The sequence below is a fragment of the Streptomyces sp. NPDC051677 genome (assembly GCF_044453465.1).
Taxonomy (GTDB): domain Bacteria; phylum Actinomycetota; class Actinomycetes; order Streptomycetales; family Streptomycetaceae; genus Streptomyces.
On sequence record NZ_JBITCT010000057.1, the window covers coordinates 1 to 21,399 of the forward strand.

Consider the following 21,399-nt stretch of genomic DNA (forward strand, 5'->3'; position numbering starts at 1 on the left):
TCCTTCAGCGGTGTGTTCTCGCAGAGCTCGTAGCCGCTGTAGATGCCCCAGGTCGGGGAGAGGGTGGCGGCGAGGACGGCGCGCGCCTCGAAGGCCGGCCGGCCGCCGTGCTGGAGGTAGGCGTGCAGGATGTCGGGCGTGTTGGCGAACAGGTTGGGCCGCATGTACGAGGCCGACTCGCCCGACAGCTCGGTGAGGTACTCCGTCAGTTCCTGCTTCGTGTTGCGCCAGGTGAAGTAGGTGTACGACTGCTGGAAGCCGATCTGGCCGAGCGTGTGCATCATCGCGGGCCGGGTGAAGGCCTCGGCCAGGAAGATCACGTCGGGGTCGCTGCCGTTGACCTCCGCGATGACCCGCTCCCAGAACACGACCGGCTTGGTGTGCGGGTTGTCGACGCGGAAGATCCGCACCCCGTACGACATCCAGTGCCTGAGCACCCGGACGGTCTCGGCGACGAGCCCGTCCAGGTCGGCGTCGAAGGCGATCGGGTAGATGTCCTGGTACTTCTTCGGCGGGTTCTCGGCGTACGCGATCGTCCCGTCCGGCCGGTGGTGGAACCACTCGGGGTGTTTCTGCACCCAGGGGTGGTCGGGGGAGCACTGCAGGGCGAAGTCGAGGGCGATCTCCAGCCCGTGGTCCGCCGCCCGCTCCACGAACCAGGCGAAGTCCTCGATCGTGCCCAGGTCCGGATGGACGGCGTCATGGCCGCCCTCGGGCGAGCCGATCGCCCAGGGCACGCCCACATCGTCCGGGCCGGGGTCGAGGGTGTTGTTGCGGCCCTTGCGGAACGTCGTGCCGATGGGATGAATCGGCGGCAGATAGACGACGTCGAAGCCCATCGCGGCGATCGCGGGAAGCCTGCGCGCGGCGGTGCGGAAGGTGCCGTGCGGGTGCTCCAGGGTGCCCTCGGAGCGCGGGAAGAACTCGTACCACGCGCCGTACAGCGCCCGCTCCCGCTCCACCAGCAGCGGCAACGGCTCGGCGGCGGTGACCAGATCGCGCAGCGGATGACGGCCGAGGACGGCTTCGACCTCAGGCGTCAGCGCCGCCGCCAGCCGGGAGGCGGCCGGACGGTACGCGTCGCGCAGGGCGTCGACCGCGCCCAGCACCACCCTCCGGTCCGGCCCCTGCGGCACTCCGGCGGCCGCCCGCTCGTACAGCCGGGCGCCCTCTTCGAGGACCAGCTCCGTGTCCATCCCCGCGGGGATCTTGATGCGGGCGTGCTGCCGCCAGGTGGCGACCGGGTCCCCCCACGCCTCCACGGTGTACGTCCAGCGGCCGGTGGTGTCCGGCGTGACGTCCGCGCCCCAGCGGTCGCTGCCGGGGGCGAGTTCGCGCATCGGCGTCCACGGGCCCGGGGCGCCGTCCGGGCCCTTGAGGACCACATTGGCGGCGACGGCGTCGTGTCCCTCCCGGAACACGGTCGCCGACACCTGGAACGTCTCACCGGCGACCGCCTTGGCGGGCCGGCGGCCCTGCTGGACCAGCGGGCGGACGTCGAGGACCGGTATGCGCCCGACGGCGGTGTCGGCGACTTCGTCCGAGGAGGCGGTTTCGGCGGGGCGCGCGGGGGGCGCGGTGAGCGCTTCCGGTGTGGGGAGCGCGTCCGTTGTTTCGGGGGCGGGTGTCGCCCTGGTGCGGGGTGTCGGGGGTGCTGACGAGTGGTGCGTGGCGGGCATGACCGCTCCTGTCCGCATCAACGAGGGTGGGCGGATGGATGTGGGGTCGTGTACCGAGGGAGCCTTCCCACCCTGTTCGGGTGTGCAATCCGGCACTTTGTTAACTACTCACGCGTATGTCTACACACAAGACCGGCCTCGTTCGAGGGGAACGAGACCGGTTTTGAGACCCCGTTACCCGGCCGGGAGGACCTGCAGGAGTTTGTCCGGCGAACCGGCCCCCCGACCGGACACCTTCCCGCTCACGGCCCTCGCGACCAACGCTTTGGAGACCGTCGCCGGCGTCGCTTTCGGATGGTCGGCGAGATAGAGCGCGGCCGCGCCCGCCGCGTGCGGCGACGCCGTCGACGTACCGGAGTAGGCGACCCGGCCCGTGTCGCTCGTGTACGACGCGGAGGTGATCGACACGCCCGGCGCGAACAGGTCCAGGGCCGAACCGTAGTTGGAGAAGCCCGCCCTGGCGTCAACGCTGTCGGTGGCGCCGACCGTGATGGCCTCCCGCACGTCGGCGGGGGAGTGCAGGGCGGCCGGCTGCCCCGCGTTGCCCGCGGCGATCGTGTAGGTGACGCCGGACCGGATGGAGGTGCGCACGGCGGCGTCCAGCGCCGCGTTGTACCCGCCGCCCAGGCTGAGGTTGGCGACCGCCGGCTTGTGCGCATGCCGGGTGACCCAGTCGATGCCCGCGATGGCCTGCGCGGTGGTGCCCGCACCGGTGTTGTCGAGCACCCGCACCGCGACCACCTTGGCCTTCTTCGCGACGCCCAGGGCCGTGCCCGCGACGGTGCCGGCGACGTGCGTGCCGTGTCCGTTGCCGTCGGCGGCGACGCCGTCACCGCCGACGAAGTCCCAGCCGTAACTCGCCCGGCCGCCGAAGTCGTCGTGCGTGATCCGGATGCCGGTGTCGATCACGTACACGGTGACGCCCGCGCCCGCGGACCTCGGCCAGCGGTAACCGCCGTCCAGCGGCCGGCTCGGCTGGTCGACCCGGTCCAGCCCCCAGGACGGCGGGTTCTTCCCGACGGCGTCCCCCGCGACGTCCAGTGTCACGCGGGTGTCCTGGACGACGGACGCCACGCGCGGGTCGGCCGCGAGCCGCCGAGCCTGTCTCTCGTCGGCCTCGACGGCGAACCCGTTGAGGACCGTGCCGTAGGTCTGGCTGATTCTCGCCCCGTACGTCCGGGCAAGCCGTCGCCCGTCCTCCGGCGACGCGGGTGTGTCCCCCTTCAGCGTCACGAGGTAACTTCCGCCGACGGAGCCGGGCAGACCGGCGCCGAGTATCTTCCCCTCCGGTGCGGCGTGCGCGGGCAGGGCGACGGCCGACAGCACCACGGTCGTGGCAACCGCGATCAGGCCCCCCACCCGGCGCAGACGCCTCATACGCGTCCGAGCCATGGTTCGCGTTCCCCTCCTCGACTCGACGCACCCCGGCTTCGCCGGGCACGCCACTGGGCAGCCTCTCTCGGGGCGCGAACCGCCACAAGGTGGCCTCCGGCGGAGAAACAGGGTTTTCGGCCCGTTGCAAAGTGCCCGGCCGGCGCCGAGTCCGGGTGCTTCAACCCGTACGGAGACTGAGGCCGAGGCCGTCCGGGCCGAAAAGTCAGGGGTGCGGGGGCGGCCAGCCCCCAGCAAGGCCGACACCGACGCCGGTACCTTTTTCCACAGACGTGGACGCACACCGCCGTGCGCCCATCCAGCGAACGCGCCACGCCGAGGTGGAATGTGAAGGCGATCCGTCGATTCACCGTCCGACCCCTCCTCCCCGAACCCCTCCGCCCGCTCAGCGACCTGGCCCGCAACCTGCGCTGGTCCTGGCACGCGGAGACCCGCGACCTGTTCCAGTCCGTCGACCCCGAGCGCTGGGCCGTCTCCGACGGCGACCCGGTCAGACTCCTCGGCAACGTGCGCCCCGCACGCCTCGCCGAACTCGCCGAGGACCGCCGTTTCCTGCGCCGGCTCACCGCCGCCGCCGACGACCTGCACGACTACATGACCGGCGACCGCTGGTACCAGGCCCAGCCCGACACCGCCGGACTCCCCGCCGCCGTCGCCTACTTCTCACCCGAGTTCGGCATCACGGCCGCCCTGCCCCAGTACTCCGGCGGCCTCGGCATCCTCGCCGGCGACCACCTGAAGGCCGCCAGTGACCTGGGCGTGCCGCTGATCGGCGTGGGACTCCTCTACCGGCACGGCTACTTCCGCCAGACCCTCTCCCGGGACGGCTGGCAGCAGGAGCACTACCCCGTCCTCGACCCCAACGAGCTGCCCGTGACCCTCCTGAGGGAGGACGACGGCGCCCCCGCGCGGATCTCCCTCGCCCTCCCGGCCGGCAAACAGCTCCACGCCCGCCTCTGGCTGGCCCAGGTCGGCCGGGTCCCGCTGCTCATGCTCGACTCCGACATCGAGGAGAACGGCCTCGGCGAACGCGGGGTGACCGACCGGCTCTACGGCGGCGGCAGCGAGCACCGGCTGCTCCAGGAGATGCTGCTCGGCATAGGGGGTGTCCGGGCCGTGCGCACATACTGCCGCCTCACCGGTCACCCCGGACCCGAGGTCTTCCACACCAACGAGGGCCACGCGGGCTTCCTCGGCCTGGAGCGGATCGCCGAACTCGCCGACACGGGACTGGACTTCGACCCCGCGCTGGAAGCAGTCCGCGCCGGGACCGTCTTCACCACCCACACCCCCGTCCCGGCCGGCATCGACCGCTTCGACCGCGAGCTGGTCGCCCGCCACTTCGGCCCCGACGCCGAACTCCCGCGCATGGACGTCGACCGCATCCTGCGCCTCGGCATGGAGACGTACCCGGGCGGCGAGCCGAACCTCTTCAACATGGCCGTGATGGGCCTGCGGCTGGCGCAGCGCGCGAACGGCGTCTCCCTGCTCCACGGCCAGGTGAGCAGGGGGATGTTCGCCGGCCTGTGGCCCGGCTTCGACCCCGACGAGGTGCCGATCACCTCCGTCACCAACGGCGTGCACGCCCCGACCTGGGTCGCCCCGGAGGTGCTGCGGCTCGGCGCCCGCCAGATCGGCAGCGAGCGCGCCGAGGACGCCCTGAGCGTCGGCGGCTCCGACCGCTGGGACGCCGTCGCCGACATCTCCGACCAGGACATCTGGGACCTGCGCCGCGACCTGCGCGAGCAACTGGTGGTGGAGGTACGGCGGCGGCTGCGGGCCTCCTGGCGTCAACGCGGCGCGGGCACGGCCGAGTTGGGCTGGATCGACGGCGTCCTGGACCCGGACGTCCTCACCATCGGCTTCGCGCGCCGCGTCCCCTCGTACAAGCGCCTGACGCTGATGCTGAGGGACCGCGACCGTCTGATGGACCTGCTGCTGCACGCCGACCGGCCGATCCAGATCGTGGTGGCGGGCAAGGCGCACCCGGCGGACGACGGCGGCAAACGCCTCGTCCAGGAACTCGTCCGGTTCACGGACGACCCACGGGTCCGCCACCGCATCGTCTTCCTCCCCGACTACGGCATGGCGATGGCGCAGAAGCTGTACCCCGGCTGCGACATCTGGCTGAACAACCCGCTGCGGCCGCTGGAGGCGTGCGGGACCAGCGGCATGAAGGCGGCCCTCAACGGCTGCCTCAACCTCTCCGTCCTGGACGGCTGGTGGGACGAATGGTTCCAGCCCGACTTCGGCTGGGCGATCCCCACCGCGGACGGCGCCGGCACCGACCCCGACCACCGCGACGACATCGAGGCGGCGGCCCTCTACGACCTCCTCGAACAGCGCATCGCCCCCCGTTTCTACGAACGCGGCCGGGCGGGCCTGCCCGACCGCTGGATCGAGATGGTCCGCCAGACCCTCACCCTGCTCGGCCCGAAGGTGCTGGCCGGACGCATGGTCCGCGAGTACGTCGAACGCCTCTACACCCCGGCCGCCCACGCGCACCGGACGATGGCCCCCGACACCGCGCGCGAACTCGCCGCCTGGAAGCAGCGGGTGCGCTCGGCCTGGCACGCGGTGACCGTCGACCACGTCGAGACGTCGGTGGCCACCGCGACCGCCGAACTCGGCACGACCCTCGCGCTACGGGTCCGCGTCGGCCTCGGCGACCTCGCCCCCGACGACGTCGAGGTCCAGGCCGTCTCGGGCCGGGTCGACGAGGAGGACCGCATCACGGACGCCTCGACGGTCCCGCTGAAACCGGCGGGCGGCCCCGACCTGGAGGGCAGGTGGGTGTACGAGGGCCCCCTCTCCCTGGACCGCACGGGCCCCTTCGGCTACACGGTCCGCATCCTCCCGGCCCACCGCCTACTGGCGTCGGGCGCGGAACTGGGCCTCCTGGAGGTGCCGTCGCAGGAGGCGGTGGAGGGGACGGGAGTGGTGTTGCGGTAACCGGTCCGCTGGGGCGCCGACGAGAGATCGCCGGCGCCCCTCGCGCGTCAACCGGTGCTGCGTCAACCGGTGCTGCGTCAACCGGTGCTGCGTCAACCGGTGCTGCGTCAATCGGTGCTGAGGGTCTCGGCGAAACTCGTCAGAGTGGCCGGGGCTGTGCTGGACAGGCCGGTGAACAGGTTGGTCGTGACCGTCCCGCCTTCGGAGACAGCCCACAGGTCGGGTACGCCGTCGCCGTTGGCATCGGCGGCCTGAAGGTTCAGAGCGGCTCCGGTGTTCCACCCGGTGGCGACCGGATAGGCGGTGTACGTGAGGCTGCCGGTGTCGGGGTCGACGGCCAGGTTCTCCCACAGGTCGAGTTCGCCGGTGGACTTGTTCCACAGGAACATCGCGGTGCTGCTTCCGCCGTTCCCGCTGACAGGATTGAGCGGCGAGCCGTCTCCGCTGCCCTTGACGATCACGAGCGCTGCGGTCGACGTGCCGAATATCCGGTGGGCAGATCAGTGTCGGAGGGCTACGATCCCCGTGATGACTACTCCTTCTCGTGTCAGATCGGGGGACCCGTCCGCGCAAGGTGAGTGCTGATGCTCACTCACACCGCGAACGAGGATTCCCGGCTTTCCTTCTGGCTGCGCGTGCGCGAGTTCGCCGTGCCGGCCTCCATGATCGAGACTGCGACCGCCCGCCGGCATGCCGGGGACTGGGCGGGGGCGTGCGCCGCCGCAGGCATCGACGTCGACTTCAATCTGCGGGCCGTGGCACGTGAGCACGGCCAGGAACTCGCGGCCCGAGTCCGGGCGGATCTCCGCCACCTGGCACCCGACCTGTTGCGCTGGCACCTGCCGAGGATCGCTCCCGACGGGCTGCTGCGGCCCGGTCTGACGGTGTCCCTCGCCCGGTACGAGGCTGTGGGGCGGGGGCCGGGCGGCGTACGTCCGGTGCATCTCGTGGTGCGGACGCCGCCTGCGTGGGCGGATGCCGGGCAGCGGATCAGCCTCGCGCTGTGGGACGCGTCGTCCGACTCGGGGACGACTGGCTCGGGGGCGAGCGGCTCGGGGGCTGGTGGCTCCCGCCATCCGCATCCGCGTCCCAACCGACGGTTCCGGCTCGATCTGCACCGTCATCTGTGGGATGCGCGCAGGGCGGGTGAGCTGCGGGCCCGGTGCGGGGCGGATCGTCCGCCGCCTGGAGACGATCCGCCTCCGCCGACGGCGGCCCGGGCCCCGGAACTGTCGGAGCTCGGCTGTGCCGTGGACCGGTGGGCGGCCGAGGCGGGGATCGTGCTGCGGGCGGAGGGCCGGACCACGGGTTCCGTTCTCGTGCGGTTCGGGGCCGGGCGGCGGCTGGTGCTCGATCCGGCCGAGGGCGCAGCGGGGGCGCCCGTCCTGCGGAGTCCGTCGGGCTGCGTCTCCGCGCTGCCCGTTCTGCCCGACGCGGCGACCTGGGCGCTGCCCGACCTGGAGTTGCTCCGTACGGGAGCCATCGAGGCCGAGCGCCTGCATCCGCTGGTCGCCTCGGCGCTCGTACCGGAGCACGTCGTACCGGAGCACGTCGTACCGGACTGCCTCGTACCGGAGTACGCGGCATCCGGTCCGAGCCCGCTTCCCGACCGGGCGGGACGGGCCCGGTTCGTGGACTGCCGGGGAGCGACGCACCGCATCGGCCTGGTCGACGGCGTGCTGGCCCCGTTGGACCATGATCCGGCCGAGATCCGGCGCGAGGAACTGCTGGCCGCGCTGACCGGCACTCCGCTGCCCTGTCTCCAGGCCGTCGACGCGGCGCACCGGCGTCCGGACTGCCTCGCCGGCGTACGCGAACGCCTGGTCCACGGCGACATCGCGGGCGCGCTGGCCGTGGTGGAGGGGCTGCTGGGCCCCGACGCGGTGCTGCGCGACGGCGCGTTGCGGGACGAACTGGAAGCGGCGGCTCGACGACGGATCACCTACGGACTGTTCCGGGCCGGCCTGATCGGTCCCGGGCCCGGCCAGGACCGTCGTCGTCCCCTTCGTATGCGCGAGCACCCACGCCACGGCACCCGCCGCTGACCTTCCGAGCTTTCTCTCTTTCGACTACGCACCCAAAGGTGATCACACATGCCCACAGGCACCCCTTTCATCCCGGTATCTTCCAACCAACTCGACGTGGCGGGCGAGTTGTTGACCCTGCTGCGCGACGCCGCCACCGAGCCGCGCCCCGACAGCCAGCTGGAGGCCCTGACGCTGGCCGTGGCCGCCGACCTGCCCGTACTGCTGTGGGGTGAGCCGGGGATCGGCAAGACCGCGGCGCTGACCCAGCTCGCTCAGACGCTGGACCTGCCGCTGACCACGGTGATCGCCAGCGTGCACGAGCCGTCCGACTTCTCGGGCCTGCCCGTCGTCGGGGACGATCCGGCCGAACAGGGCGTCCCGATGGCCCCGCCGGACTGGGCGGTGCGGTTGGTGCGCGCCGGGCGGGGGCTGCTGTTCCTGGACGAGCTGTCCACCGCCCCGCCCGCCGTGCAGGCGGCCCTGCTCCGGCTGGTGTTGGAGCGACGGATCGGGGCGCTGACGCTGCCGCCCGGGGTGCGCATCGTGGCCGCCGCCAACCCGCGGGGCTCGGCGGCCGACGGCTGGGAACTGAGCCCGCCGCTGGCCAACCGGTTCGTGCACCTCCAGTGGATCCACGACCACGAGGTCGTCGTACGCGGACTCGGCGGCACCTGGCCCCGGGCGACCCTGCCCCGGCTCGACCCGGCGAAGCTGGCCGACGCCGTGGACTTCGCGCGGCGCGCGGTGTGCGGGCTGCTCGCCGCCCGCCCCAAACTCGTGCACCAGCTGCCCAGCAGCGAGGCGCGCCGGGGCGGAGCCTGGCCGTCGCCCCGCAGTTGGGAGATGACGCTGACCCTGATCGCCTTCGCGACGGCGGCCGGCTCCTCCCGCGACGTACTGTCGCTGCTGGTCAGGGGCGCGGTCGGCGACGGCCCCGGGCTGGAGCTGCTGGCGAGCCTGGACCGGATGGACCTCCCGGACCCCGAGACGCTGCTCGCCGACCCGGCGGGCGCCGACCTGCCCGAGCGCGGCGACCTGCGCCAGGCCGTGCTGGACGCAGTGGTGGCCGCCGTCCGCACCCGCCCCGACAAGTCCCGCTGGGACGCGGCGTGGAGCCTCCTCGTCCGGGCACTGGAGACCGGCGCCCCGGACCTGGTGGTCGTCCCCGCGACGACCCTCGCCTCGCTGCGCCGGGAGGACTGGGACGTACCGGCGTCGATCGAGAAGCTCGCGGGAGTGGTGACCCTGTCCCGGCGGGCCGACCAGGCGGCGGATCGCGCCGCGTCCCGGACCGCGGCCGTCGCGCAGGCCGGCCGATGAGCCCCGGCGAACCGAGGCCCCTGGACCTCGACAAGCTCTTCGCGGCCCGGCTGCAGGCCGCCCGGGCCCGGCCCTACCTGGCGACGGCGTTGTTCGCCCTGCACGTCGTGGAGTCGCGGCGGGTGCCGACCATGGGCGTGGATCGGCACTGGCGCTGCTACGTCTCACCGGCGTTCGTGGACCGCACGCCGGTCGAGGAGCTGGCCGGGGTGTGGGTGCACGAGGTGTCCCACCTGCTGCGCGACCACCACGGGCGCAGTGAGCGGGTCGCCCGGGAGCGCGGGCTGAGCGGCCCCGGCGAATGGCTGCGGATGAACATCGCCGCCGACTGCGAGATCAACGACGACGCGTTCGGGGACGGGCTGGTCCAGCCCGAGGGCGCCGTCACACCGGAGTTCCTCGGGCTGCGGCCGGGCGAGCTGATGGAGGACTACCTGCGCCAGTTCAGGCTCGGGCTGCAGACGCAGGACCTGGCCTGGCTGGACTGCGGCAGCGGCGCCGACGGCCGGGAACGGGAGTGGGACCTGGGCCCGGACGGCGCACACGGCCTGAGCGAACAGGAACGCGACGCGGTCCGCTTCCGCGTCGCGCAGGGCATCTCCGCCCGCCGGGGCACCGCGCCGGCCGGATGGCAGCGGTGGGCGGAGGAGGCGTTCCATCCACCGCAGCCCTGGCGGGAGTTGCTGGGCGCGGCGGTCCGCTCGGCGGCGTCCGCCCCGGGCGCGGGCGAGGACTACTCCTACGGCCGTCCGTCGCGCCGCTCGGCGAGCGTCCCGGGCGCGGTGCTGCCGAGCCTGCGCCGCAGACCGCCCCGGGTGAGCGTGGTCATCGACACCTCCGGGTCGGTCAGCGACGCCGAACTGGGCAGCGCGATCCTCGAGGTCGCCGCGATCTCCCGGGCCGTGGGCGGCCGACGCGACATGGTCACCGTGGTGCCCTGCGACGCGGCGGCCCACCTCGTGCACCCCCTGTGCCGGGGCGAGGGCATCCCCCTGCTGGGCGGCGGCGGCACGGACCTGCGCGAGGGCTTCACCAGAGCCCTGCGCGCCCGCCCCCGCCCCGACGTCGTCGTCGCCCTCACCGACGGCCAAACCCCCTGGCCGAGCACCCGCCCACCCTGCCGCACGGTGGTGGGCCTGTTCCCCCGCAGCCCGTCGTACGACGAGGACGATCCCGAGTACGTACCGGATTCACCGCCTGTTTGGGCGCGGGTGGTGGAGATCGGGTGACCGGGTGATGGCGTTCCGTGGTGAATGTCGTGTGAGCATTTTCACTTCACTTGAGGGAACCGTGTGAACATCTTGTGCTTTTGTTTGGAGATCATTTAGAACTTCCCCACTCGTGATCTTTTGGGGTGGGGGATTCCGTGCGTCCGGCACGTTCGCTGGTTCTTGTCGTTGTCTTCGTCCTGGCCGTGCTGGCCGGGACCGAGCAAGTCGCCCTCGCCGTAGGCCAGTCCGCGCCCGTCGGCTCCGGAGCGGCCCCAGACCAGCGGTGGGGTTCCGCCGCCGGGCGCAGCCACACCGCGTCCGAGAACGCGACGGACGCCGCCGCGAAGGGCGGGCGCGACGGGGCCCTCACCGGCCGGGGCGAACTGCCCGCCGAGCAGGCCGACGGCGTCACCCGCCTGCCGAGCACCGGGCGTACGCCCGAGCCCGGCCCGGTCGTCGAGGTGGCGGCGCCCGGAGCCGCGACCCCCCAGGGCTTCGACGCCAAGCGCAGCAAGGAAGTGGCAGGCGAGCGCGCGGAGCGCGAGCGCACCTACCTCAACCCGGACGGCACGTACACCACCCGCTTCTACACCGAGCCGGTCAACTTCCGGGCGAAGGACGGCGGCTGGAAGCCCATCGACACGACGCTGGCGCCCCAGGATTCGTCGGGTCCCAGCACGATGAGCGTGGGCGAGGAGGGCTGGGAGACCGGTTCGACCGAGGCGCCGATCGAGTTCGCCGGAACGGCCGACGCCGACCCGGTGGTGCGGATGCAGGTCGACGACGGTGTCTCCGTCGGCTATGGCGTGGACGACGCCCACCCCGTCACCGGGCAGGCCGAGGACAGCACCCTCACCTACGAGAACGCGCGCCCCCACTCGGACGTGGAGTTCCTCGCGGGCAGCGACTCGGTCAAGGAAACCCTCGTCCTCAAGGACGCCGCCGCGCCCACCGAGTGGCGCTTCCCGCTTCAGCTGCAAGGACTCACGGCAGCGCTTGACGAGCACGGCAACGTGGTGTTCACCGACGCCGAGGGCGCCGTTCGCGCCTGGACGCCGGCCGGCTGGATGCAGGACTCGAACCTCGCCCCCGACTCCAACGAGGGCGTGATCTCCTCCGGCGTCAGCTACAGCCTGACCGTGGAGGACGGCCGGCAAGTCCTCGTCGTCACGCTCGACAAGGCCTGGCTGTCCTCGCCCGAGCGGGTCTTCCCCGTACGCGTCGACCCGTCGGTGAAGTCCGTCGAGGCGACCTCCGGCACGTACGTCGAGTACCCGTACACCACCAACTTCGCCTCGGACACGGTGCTGAAGGCGGGCACGTACGACGGCGGCAGCCACAAGGCCTCGGCGTTCCTGCGCTTCGCGGGGCTGGAGACCACCCTGAAGAACGCCTGGGTGATCAGCGCCAACCTCGCGCTCTACAACACCTGGTCGCAGTCGTGCACCGCCCGGCCGGTGACCGTGCACCCGATCACCTCGAACTGGGCCGAGTCCACGACCTCCAAGTGGCCCGGCCCCTCCACCGGTGCGTCGCTCGCGTCGAAGAGCTTCGCGCACGGCTGGCGCCCAGAGGGCACCACGACGTGGTCCTGCGGCGCCGCCTGGGAGACCATCAAGCTCGGCGCGGCAGGCCGAAAGCTGGTCGACGACTGGACCCACGCCCGGAAGAACAACTACGGCCTGGCGGTGAAGGCGTCCGCCACCGACTCCAAGAGCTGGAAGCAGTTCGGCTCCGACGACTACCCGAACGGCAAGCCCAGCCTGGACGTCACCTGGACCAAGTACGGCGCCGCCTACTCGCTCGGCGACTTCACCGCGCCGGTCACCGCCACCACCGAGGGCGTCGAGAAGGTCACCGTCACCAACCAGGGGCAGACGACCTGGCCCGCCGGCGGCGCCTACAAGCTGCGGTACAACCTGTTCGACGCGGCCGGCAAGGAGATCACCGACAGCGCGAAGATCCGCTGGACGGCGATGCCGCAGGCCATCTCGCCCGGCGAGTCCGTCACCCTGGACGCGAAGATCGCCCCGCTGACCCCCGCCACCTACACCGTGCAGTGGACGATGGAGGAGGTCGGCGTCAGTCGTTTCACCGCTGCCGGCGTGCCGGGGGCGGCGGTCAAGCTCTCCGCGGTGAACATCCCGCCGCAGCTCACGGCGGAGTCGCCCGGCAGCGGCATCACGGTGAACACCCTCACCCCGACCCTGTGGGCCAGGGGCGCCGACGCGGACCGCTACCCGACGGCCGCCCTGCAGTACTCCTTCGAGGTCTGCGAGGTCGAGGGCAGCAACCTGCGCAAGAACTGCAAGACCGGTACGCGGGGCAGTGAACAGCAGTGGGCGGTGCCGTCCGGCTGGCTCTCGTGGGACAAGACGTACGCCTGGTACGGGTACGCCTACGACGGCTCCGCCACCTCGACGCGTCCCGGCGCGGCCCTGCTGACCACTCAGGTTCCGCAGCCCGCCGTGACCAGCCACCTCGGCGGCGCTGACGAGGGCAAGGAGATCGGCACCCGTGAGGGCAACTACGTCACGGCCGCGACCGACGCGGCGCTGACCACCGTGGGCCCCGAGCTCTCGCTGACCCGGACGTACAACTCCCTGGACCCGCGCACCGGCGGCGCGTTCGGCACCGGCTGGTCCACGCGCTGGGACATGCAGCTGAGGGAGGAGACGGCCACCGCGTCCGTCCTCGTCACCCTGTCCGACGGCTCACAGGCGAGGTTCGGCAAGAACGCCGACGGCACCTACACCGGTCCGTCCGGCGGCTCGCTCACCCTGGCCCGCCAGTCCACCGACTGGGTTCTGCGGGAACGTTCCGGCGCCACCTACCGCTTCCTGGCGAGCGGCGTTTTCACCAAGATCAGCGATGTGGCGGGCCGCAGCCAGACCATCACGCATGAGACGGCGACCGGCGGCCCGGTGAAGAAGGTGACCGACGACCTGTCGGGCCGCTCCCTGTCGTTCGGCTGGACCGGACAGCACGTCACCACCGTCACCACCAGCGCCATCGACGCGAACGCACCGGGCCTGACCTGGTCGTACGCCTACACCGGTGACCAACTGACGCGGGTGTGCCCGCCGACGTCGACGACCAAGTGCACGGTGTACGAGTACGCCACCGGCTCGGTCTACCGAAGCGGGGTCCTGGACTCGTCCCCCACGTCCTACTGGCGTCTCGGCGAGGCCGAGGGTTCGGTGGCGGCCAGCGAGGCCGTGTCGCGCACCGGTCTGAACGACGCCGTGCACCGTGACACGCAGCTCGGCGCCGACTCGGCGATCGCGGGCACCACGGACACCTCCGCGGGTTTCGACGGCGTCGACTCGGTCGTCGAACTGCCCGCGGACACGCTGAAGACGTCCGCCTTCCCGACCATCGAGGTCTGGTTCAAGACCACCACGGCCGCCGGGGTCCTCGTCGGCTTCCAGAACGCCGACGTGGGTGAGAAGCCCACCACGGCGCTGCCGGTCCTCAATGTCGACGGCGCCGGCAAGCTGCGCGGGCGGTTCTACCTGTCCGGCGGGGCCTCCGCAGTCCCCATCACCTCACCGCAGGCGGTCACCGACGGTAACTGGCACCACGCGGTGCTGACGGCCGCCGCCAACACCCAGAGCCTCTACCTGGACGGCGTGAAACTCGGCTCGATCAGCGGCGTCATCGCCGACCAGTCCCGTGAGTACGCCTTCCTCGGCGCCGGTTACGCCAACGGCGGCTGGATGGACATGGCCGCGGCCTGGTACCCGTTCAAGGGCCAGCTGGACGAAGTCGCCTTCTACGACCACACCCTGGACCCCGCCACGATCGCCGAGCACTACGCCGCACGGTCCGCGGTCGGCCAGCTGACGAAGGTCACGCTGCCCTCCGGCCGCCTGCACGCCACCGCGACGTACGACACCGTCAGCGGTCGACTCACCGAGCACACCGATGACAACGGCGGCACCTGGAAGGTGTCGGCGCCCGCCTACTCGACCTCGTCCTCCTCCTACGCGGACACCATCCAGCGCAGCGGCCCCACCGGTTACTGGCGTCTGGGCGAGCGTGGGGGAGCCGAGGCCGCGAGCCCGCTCGGCGAGGACCTCGCCGGCAGCTACCTGGACGGCACCCGCCTGGGCAGCGCGGGCGTCTTCGCCGACGGCGACGACACCGCCGCGAGCTTCACCGGCGACGGCGCGGTGGAGATGCCCGTCGAGTCGCTGGGCGTCAACACGGCGATGTCGCTGGAACTGTGGTTCAAGACCGCCGGTCCGGGGGTGCTGGTCAGCAACCAGGACGCAGACTTCGGCGACACCCCCACCGGCTGGCGGCCCATGCTGCTGATCGACGCCGCGGGCAAGCTGCGCGGCAGACTGTCGGGCTCCGGGAGCAGCCTGCTGTCGAAGGAGGCCGTCACCGACGACAAGTGGCACCACGTCCTGCTCACCGGCAACGTGGGCATGCAGGCGCTGTTCGTGGACGGCGACCTCCAGGGCAGCACCGCCACCGGCGTTCCAGCGGACCGCTACTCCCACTTGTTCGTCGGCGGCGGCTACTCGTCGACCGGCTGGGACGGCCAGGCGTCCGGCTACCGCGACTTCACCGGCCAGATCGACGAGGTCGCCTTCTATGACAAGCCGCTCGTGACGTTCACGCAGACCTCGGGTGTGTGGAAGTACGTCCCGGTGGCCGCGGGCCAGACGGACGCCCCCAACCAGCACATCCAGGCCCGCCGCAGTCTGGTCACCGGACGCGGCGACCAGTACGACGGCGTCGCCCTCGCCGACGCGCCCGCCGCCTACTGGCGACTCGGCGAGGACGAAGGCACCGGACTGGGCAGCGAGGTCGGCGGCCCCGGCATGAGTGCCACCTTCCGCCCCGACAGCGGCGCTGCCTCGAAGCTCGACCAGACAGGCGTCTTCGGCTCGGGCGACGATCGTTCGGTGAAGCTCGGCGGTGGCGGCACGGTGCAGCTGCCCGCCTCGACTCTCGCCGGCACCACGGACCTGACCGCCGAGCTGTGGTTCCGCACCACCACCGCGTCCGGCGTCCTGCTCGCCTTCCAGAACGCGCCCGTCGGCCAGACGCCCACCTCGGCGCTACCGGTGCTGAACGTCGACGGCGCGGGCAAGCTGCGCGGGCGTTTCTACCTGTCCGGCGGCGCGTCCGCCACGCCCGTCACCTCGCCGACGGCGGTCACCGACGGCGAATGGCATCACGTGGTCCTGACGGCGGCGAGCACCACCCAGAGCCTTTACCTGGATGGTGTGAAGCTGGGCTCGATCACCGGCGCGGTCGCCGACCAGAGCCGCACCTACGCCTACCTCGGCGGCGGCTACGCCAACGGCGGCTGGATGGACCTGGCCGCCGCCACCTACTACTTCAACGGCCAGCTCGACGAAGCGGCCCTGTACCGCGGCACGCTGACGGCAGACCAGGTCTCCGCCCACTACCGGGCCCAGGCCGAGGCCGCCGACTCGGGCCTGACCTCCACCTTGACGGTCACCGACCCGCAGCAGCACACCAGCACCACCAGCTACGACGCCCTGCGCGGCCAGCGCACGGTCGCGGCGAAGGACGCCACGGGCGCGGTCACCTCGTACGCCTACGACTCCGCCGGCAATCTCCACACGGTCACCGACCCAGGCGGCCACGCCACCGTCACCGGCCATGACGCGCGCGGCAACGTCGTGTCGAGCACGACCTGCCGGGACGCCGACTCCTGCTGGACCAGCTTCTCCTCGTACTACCTCAACGCGAGCGACCCGCTCGACCCCCGCAACGACAAACCGCTGACCCGCAGCGACCAGCGCTCGACCGACTACAAGGACAGCCGCTACCGCACCCAGTACGCCTACAACGCGCTCGGCCTGCCCACCACCGTGACCCGCGCGGACTCCTCCGCCGCCACCACGACGTACACCGCGGGCACCGAGACCGCGGTGGGCGGCGGCACGGCACCGGCCGGCCTGGTCCTGACGCAGACCACACCGGGCGGCGCGAGGACGTCGTACCGCTACTACGCGGGCGGTGACCTGGCCGAGGTGACGTCGCCTTCGGGCCTGGTGACCTCGTACACCTACGACGGGCTCGGCCGGAAGACCGCCGAGAAGCAGGTCTCCGACACCTTCCCGGCCGGTGTCACCACGGCCTACGGCTACGACGCCGCCTCGCACGTCGTCACCGAGACCGGCGCCGGCGTCACGAACGAGATCACCGGCATCACGCACACCGCCGTGATCGGCCGCGCCTACGACGAGGACGGCAACCTGCTCTCGGAGTCGACCAAGGACACCACCGGCGGTGACGCCGAGCGGGCCACGGCCTACACCTACGACGCGCACGGCCTCAACGACAGCGCCACGGACGCCGAGCAGAACACCACCCGCTACGAGCACGACGAACTCGGCCGGGCCGTCGGCATGACCGACGCGGCGGGCACGCACTACACGTACACGTACACCGCGCGTGGTCAGCACGCCACGACGGTCCTCGACGACTGGACGGGCGACCCGTCCGGCAGCACGCGGGACCTGACCGTGGTCTCCAACGCCTACGACCCGGTCGGCCGCCTGGCGTCCACGACCGACGCGATGGGCGCGACGACCGCGTACACCTACTACGACGACGGCCTCGCGGCCACCACCACCGCCCAGCAGGTCACCCAGGCCGACGGCAGCCGGCACGACATCGTGCTGGAGTCCGACGTCTACGACCCGGCGGGCAACCTCACCCAGCAGGTCACCGGCGGCGGCACGACCACCCAGACGTTCACGGTGGACGCCCTGGGCCGCACCCTCACCAGCGCCCTTGATCCGTCCGGCCTGAACCGCACGGCCACGTACACGTACGACGGCGACGACCGCGTGAAGGAGCAGACGCAGACCATCTCGGGGACCAAGAAACTCACCACGACCTCCGAGTACGACGCGGCGGGCAACGTCACCAAGCAGACGCTCACGGACGGCACCACGACCCACGTCACCACCGGCACCTACGACGACCGTGGCCTGCCGCTGACGTCGGTCAGCCCGCGCGGCAACGTCACGGGCGCGGACCCGGCAGCGTTCACGACCACCTTCCGCTACGACGCCCTGGGCCGCCCGGTGCAGCAGTCCGCCCCGGCCGTCCAGACCGAGGAGAAGGGCGAAGAGTGGGTCACGCTCAGGCCGACCACCCTGACCGGTTACAACACGTTCGGCGAGGCGACCGAGACGAAGGACGCCCGCGGCAATGTGACACGCACCGAGGTCGACAGCCTCGGCCGCACCACCGCGGTCACCCTCCCCGACTACACCCCGCCGGGCAGCACCACCGCCCTGACGGCGACCGCACGAACGACATACACGGCGCTCGGCCTTCCGCAGACGGCGACGGACCCGTTGGGCCGCGTCACCCGCTACGCATACGACCAGTTCGGTCAGCTGACGACCCAGACGGACCCGGTAGCCGATGCCGCCACGGCGGTGGCCGCGGAGACCGACCCGGACCTGCTCAACCCCGCGAGCACGGACGGCGGCGGGGTCACCCGCACCACCTGGACTCCCACCGGCCTCCAGCTCTCGGTCACCGACCCGATGGGCGCGCGCACCGAGGCGACGTACGACGAACTGGGCAGGCAGCTGACGGCGACGACCGTCGAGCGCTACCCGAGCACCGCCAACCTGGTCAGCCGTTACACCTGGGACGACGCGAGCAACCAGACCAAGTCGACGACGCCGTCCGGCATCAGCACGACGAGCACGTACGACGCGGCCGGTGAGCCGAAGACGGTGACGGACCCGGCCGGAACGACCAAGGTCGACTACGACGGCCTGGGCCGCCAGACGGAGACGACGGACGCGACCAACCGCCGCACCACGGTGGCCTACGACGCCCTCGGTGACGTCACAGGGACCGCCGACTACGGCACGGGTGCGACGGCGCTGCGCACGGCGACCGCCGAGTACGACGCGGAAGGCAACCGCACGGCCGCCGTCTCCGCGCGGACCAACGCCCGCACCACGTTCGTGTACGACGCGCTGAGCCGACTGCGGAGGCAGACCGAACCGGTCTCCGCGACCGAGTCGATCACCACCACGTTCGGCTACGACGCGGCGGGCAACCGGACCAGGATGACGGACGGCCGCGACAAGGAGACCGACTACACCTTCAACGCCTGGGGCCTGCCCGAGTCGACGATCGAGCCGATCACACCGGCGCACCCGAACGCGTCCGACCGCATCTGGACGACCGCCTACGACAAGGCCGGCCAGGCGGTGACCGAACTCCTGCCGGGCGGCGTGAAGCGCGACCGCACGTATGACGGCCTCGGCCGCCTGACGAGGGAGACGGGCAGCGGAGCGGAGGCCGCAACGGCGACCCGCACCCTGGAGTACGACCTGACCGGCCGCCTGACGGCGATCGGCACGGCGGACGCCCTGACCCGCAACACCTACACGTACAACGACCGAGGCGCGCTGCTCACCGCCGAAGGCCCGGGCGGCGCCTCCGCCTACGCCTACAACGCCGACGGCAGCATGACCCAGCGCACGACCACGGCAGGCACCACCGACTACACCTACGACGCCGCGGGCCGCATCGACACCGTCCGGGACTCGATCACCGGCAACAACGTCCTGTACGACTTCGACGCGGCGGGCCGCCCGAGCGTGGAGCAGTACGCCGCCGGCCAGACGGTCACGGCCAAGCGCACGTACGGCTACGACCCGTTGGGTCGCGTGCAGTCGGACACGGTGGCCTCGCCCGACGGCACGACCGGCGTGGCTTCGACGACGTACGGCTACGACCTGGACGACAACCTGACGTCGAAGCAGACGACGGGCACGGCGGGCGCGGGCACCAACGCCTACGCCTACGACTACGCGAACCGCATGACGTCGTGGACGAAGGACGGCACGGCGACGACGGCGTACGAGTGGGACGCGGCAGGCAACCGCACCAAGGCGGGCGCGACGACGGCGACCTTCGACGCCCGCAACCGCCAACTGACGGACGGCACGACGACGTACACGTACACGCCACGAGGAACCCTGTCTTCGGTCAACACGGCTGGCGGATCAGCCCGTTCGCTCACCTTCGACGCCTTCGAACGCAAGATCACCGACGGCGGCACGACGTACTCGTACGACTCCCTGGACCGAGTCCAGACCCACGGCTCGACGGCCTTCACCTACGACGGCGGCTCCAACAACCTCGCGAGCGACGGGACGACGGACTACAACCGCACCCCGGAGGGCTCGTTGCTCTCCCTCGCCACGGGCACGACCAAGCAGTGGGCCCTGACCGACCAGCACACCGACCTGGTGGCCGGCCTGACGGCCGACGGCAAGCAGGTCTCGGGCTCGACGTCGTACGACCCCTTCGGCAAGGAAACGGCGACCACCGGCTCCACCCCGGCGGTCGGCTACCAGTCCGGCTGGACGGACCCGGCGAACGGGGACGTCAACATGGCGGCCCGCTGGTACCAGCCGGGGACGGGGGCTTTTGGGTCGCGGGACACGTGGCAACTGGACCCGATGCCGTCCTCTCGTGGCAACCGGTACCTGTACGGCGGCGGGAATCCGTTGATGTGGACGGATCCCACTGGGCATAGCTGGGACTGGGGTCACTATCTGAGCGTCGCGGAGTCTTTGGTGAGGCCGTCTCCGCTGGGCGTCTTCTTCACCGCGTTCATGGGAGGCAGTGACAGCATCGGCGACGACTGCTGGGGCATGCCGTGCTATCTCACCTACTCCCATGCCTCTACCAAGGACCTGTTCTGCGACAGCCACCCCTGGACGGCGCAGTGCGGCGGCAGCGGGAGGTCCGCTTACAGCAGCGGTGGAGGCGGCTCGACATCGAGGAGGGGAGGCGGACATTACGGCGGCGGTTCTACGTCTGTGAGTGACCGCTGCAACGGCACCTGCACGGCCCGCCCGACGACACCCCCGAAGCCGCCGATCGACCAGAACCCCAACAACGGGCCCCACCCCACTGTCGCCCCCACTCGTCCCAAGGCGGTACCGGAGTGGACCGACGCGATATGGACTGCTGGGCAGGGAGTCAGCGCGACTGTTGCGGCGCAGGCCATGGTCGATCTGGCCGCACTCGCGATCTTCACGCCCACCGTGTATGCAGGGAAGGAGCTCTATCCGTTTCCCGACCCATCCCAGAAGCCGGGAGGCGGCAACCGTTGGCGGACTCGTAAGGACAACAAGTGTGACGAAGGGCCCGGAACGAGCCCGACTGGACACGTCACGTATATGCCGCGAGAGCGCTACTACGACAACTTCAGCAAGAGTCAGGAATGCCGCGCCCTCGGTGTCTACGGGATCATCGACCAGCAAGATCTGACGACGGTGGCGCACCCCGGTCCCGGCACCAGTACCGGGTCCTCCAAGCGCCCGCCCGGGTACGCCGAAATCCGGGCCCAGGGGCACGATGCTAACAATGGCCATCTTCAGCCGAAACTGGCGGGCGGTTCCGGAAAAGATCTGCGTAATCTTGTTGCGCAGTACGAGGCCACGAACAGCCCGTATATCAGAGATACCGTCGAAAAGGATGTTAGAGCCTCGCTCGAAGCTGGCCATCAAGTCGCCTTGTACATTAATCCGCACTACTCGAACATGAACTCTGGCATTGCGGCCGAGATCGAGTATAATTATGCGGACTTGAGTACGAGTGTCATGAAGCATTGTGTCGTGCATCAGTCGCCTACGGGTGGAAGTATCACAGGGTCGAGTAACTGTCCGAAATGATTGTCAGGGAATGGGAATGGTGCGTAATTTCGAAGACGCGGTGACAGGCGTCTTGGGGTCCGTAAGGCATGATTCGTTGCCGGATGCGGACTGGGTCATGCTG

At 71.2% G+C, this 21,399-nt stretch carries 8 protein-coding genes; 5 read left to right on the forward strand and 3 right to left on the reverse strand.

The window, feature by feature from the left end; all coding sequences use genetic code 11:
• The coding region (locus tag ACIBAF_RS41635) for an alpha-1,4-glucan--maltose-1-phosphate maltosyltransferase (protein WP_399470679.1) at positions 1-1,679 on the reverse strand (1,679 nt) is incomplete at its 3' end.
• 174 nt (positions 1,680-1,853) lie between these two features.
• Entirely contained in the window at positions 1,854-3,071 is a 1,218-nt protein-coding gene (locus ACIBAF_RS41640) for a S8 family peptidase (RefSeq protein ID WP_399470681.1), read from the reverse strand.
• 327 nt (positions 3,072-3,398) lie between these two features.
• Here ACIBAF_RS41640 and ACIBAF_RS41645 point away from each other — a divergent pair, with 327 nt between their 5' ends.
• Positions 3,399-6,023, forward strand: a complete 2,625-nt coding sequence (locus tag ACIBAF_RS41645; protein WP_399470683.1) for a glycosyltransferase family 1 protein — start codon at positions 3,399-3,401, stop codon at positions 6,021-6,023.
• A gap of 107 nt (positions 6,024-6,130) precedes the next feature.
• Here the strand turns inward: ACIBAF_RS41645 and ACIBAF_RS41650 are convergent, their stop codons facing one another.
• The gene (locus tag ACIBAF_RS41650; protein WP_399470685.1) at positions 6,131-6,484 is read right to left on the reverse strand and encodes a hypothetical protein; all 354 of its coding nucleotides are present in this window, start codon (positions 6,482-6,484) and stop codon (positions 6,131-6,133) included.
• A gap of 123 nt (positions 6,485-6,607) precedes the next feature.
• Here ACIBAF_RS41650 and ACIBAF_RS41655 point away from each other — a divergent pair, with 123 nt between their 5' ends.
• The 4 genes from ACIBAF_RS41655 to ACIBAF_RS41670 all read left to right on the forward strand — a co-directional run bounded on the left by ACIBAF_RS41655 (position 6,608) and on the right by ACIBAF_RS41670 (position 21,296).
• Positions 6,608-8,068, forward strand: a complete 1,461-nt coding sequence (locus ACIBAF_RS41655; protein ID WP_399470687.1) for a hypothetical protein — start codon at positions 6,608-6,610, stop codon at positions 8,066-8,068.
• Between the two features lie 48 nt (positions 8,069-8,116).
• On the forward strand, positions 8,117-9,370 hold the full coding sequence (locus ACIBAF_RS41660) for an AAA family ATPase (RefSeq protein WP_399470689.1): 1,254 nt from the start codon (positions 8,117-8,119) through the stop codon (positions 9,368-9,370).
• Complete coding sequence (locus ACIBAF_RS41665) at positions 9,367-10,599, forward strand: VWA-like domain-containing protein (RefSeq protein ID WP_399470691.1); 1,233 nt, start codon at positions 9,367-9,369, stop codon at positions 10,597-10,599. Before ACIBAF_RS41660 ends, ACIBAF_RS41665 begins: the two co-directional genes overlap by 4 nt.
• 137 nt (positions 10,600-10,736) lie before the next feature.
• Entirely contained in the window at positions 10,737-21,296 is a 10,560-nt protein-coding gene (locus ACIBAF_RS41670) for a LamG-like jellyroll fold domain-containing protein (RefSeq protein WP_399470693.1), read from the forward strand.
• Positions 21,297-21,399: the final 103 nt, after the last annotated feature.

Bases quoted from the DNA above. Each gene is read 5' to 3' on its own strand.
- ACIBAF_RS41640 (WP_399470681.1), bottom strand. From the start codon at position 3,071: ATGGCTCGGACGCGTATGAGGCGTCTGCGCCGGGTGGGGGGCCTGATC.
- ACIBAF_RS41655 (WP_399470687.1), top strand. From the start codon at position 6,608: ATGCTCACTCACACCGCGAACGAGGATTCCCGGCTTTCCTTCTGGCTG.
- ACIBAF_RS41660 (WP_399470689.1), top strand. From the start codon at position 8,117: ATGCCCACAGGCACCCCTTTCATCCCGGTATCTTCCAACCAACTCGAC.
- ACIBAF_RS41665 (WP_399470691.1), top strand. From the start codon at position 9,367: ATGAGCCCCGGCGAACCGAGGCCCCTGGACCTCGACAAGCTCTTCGCG.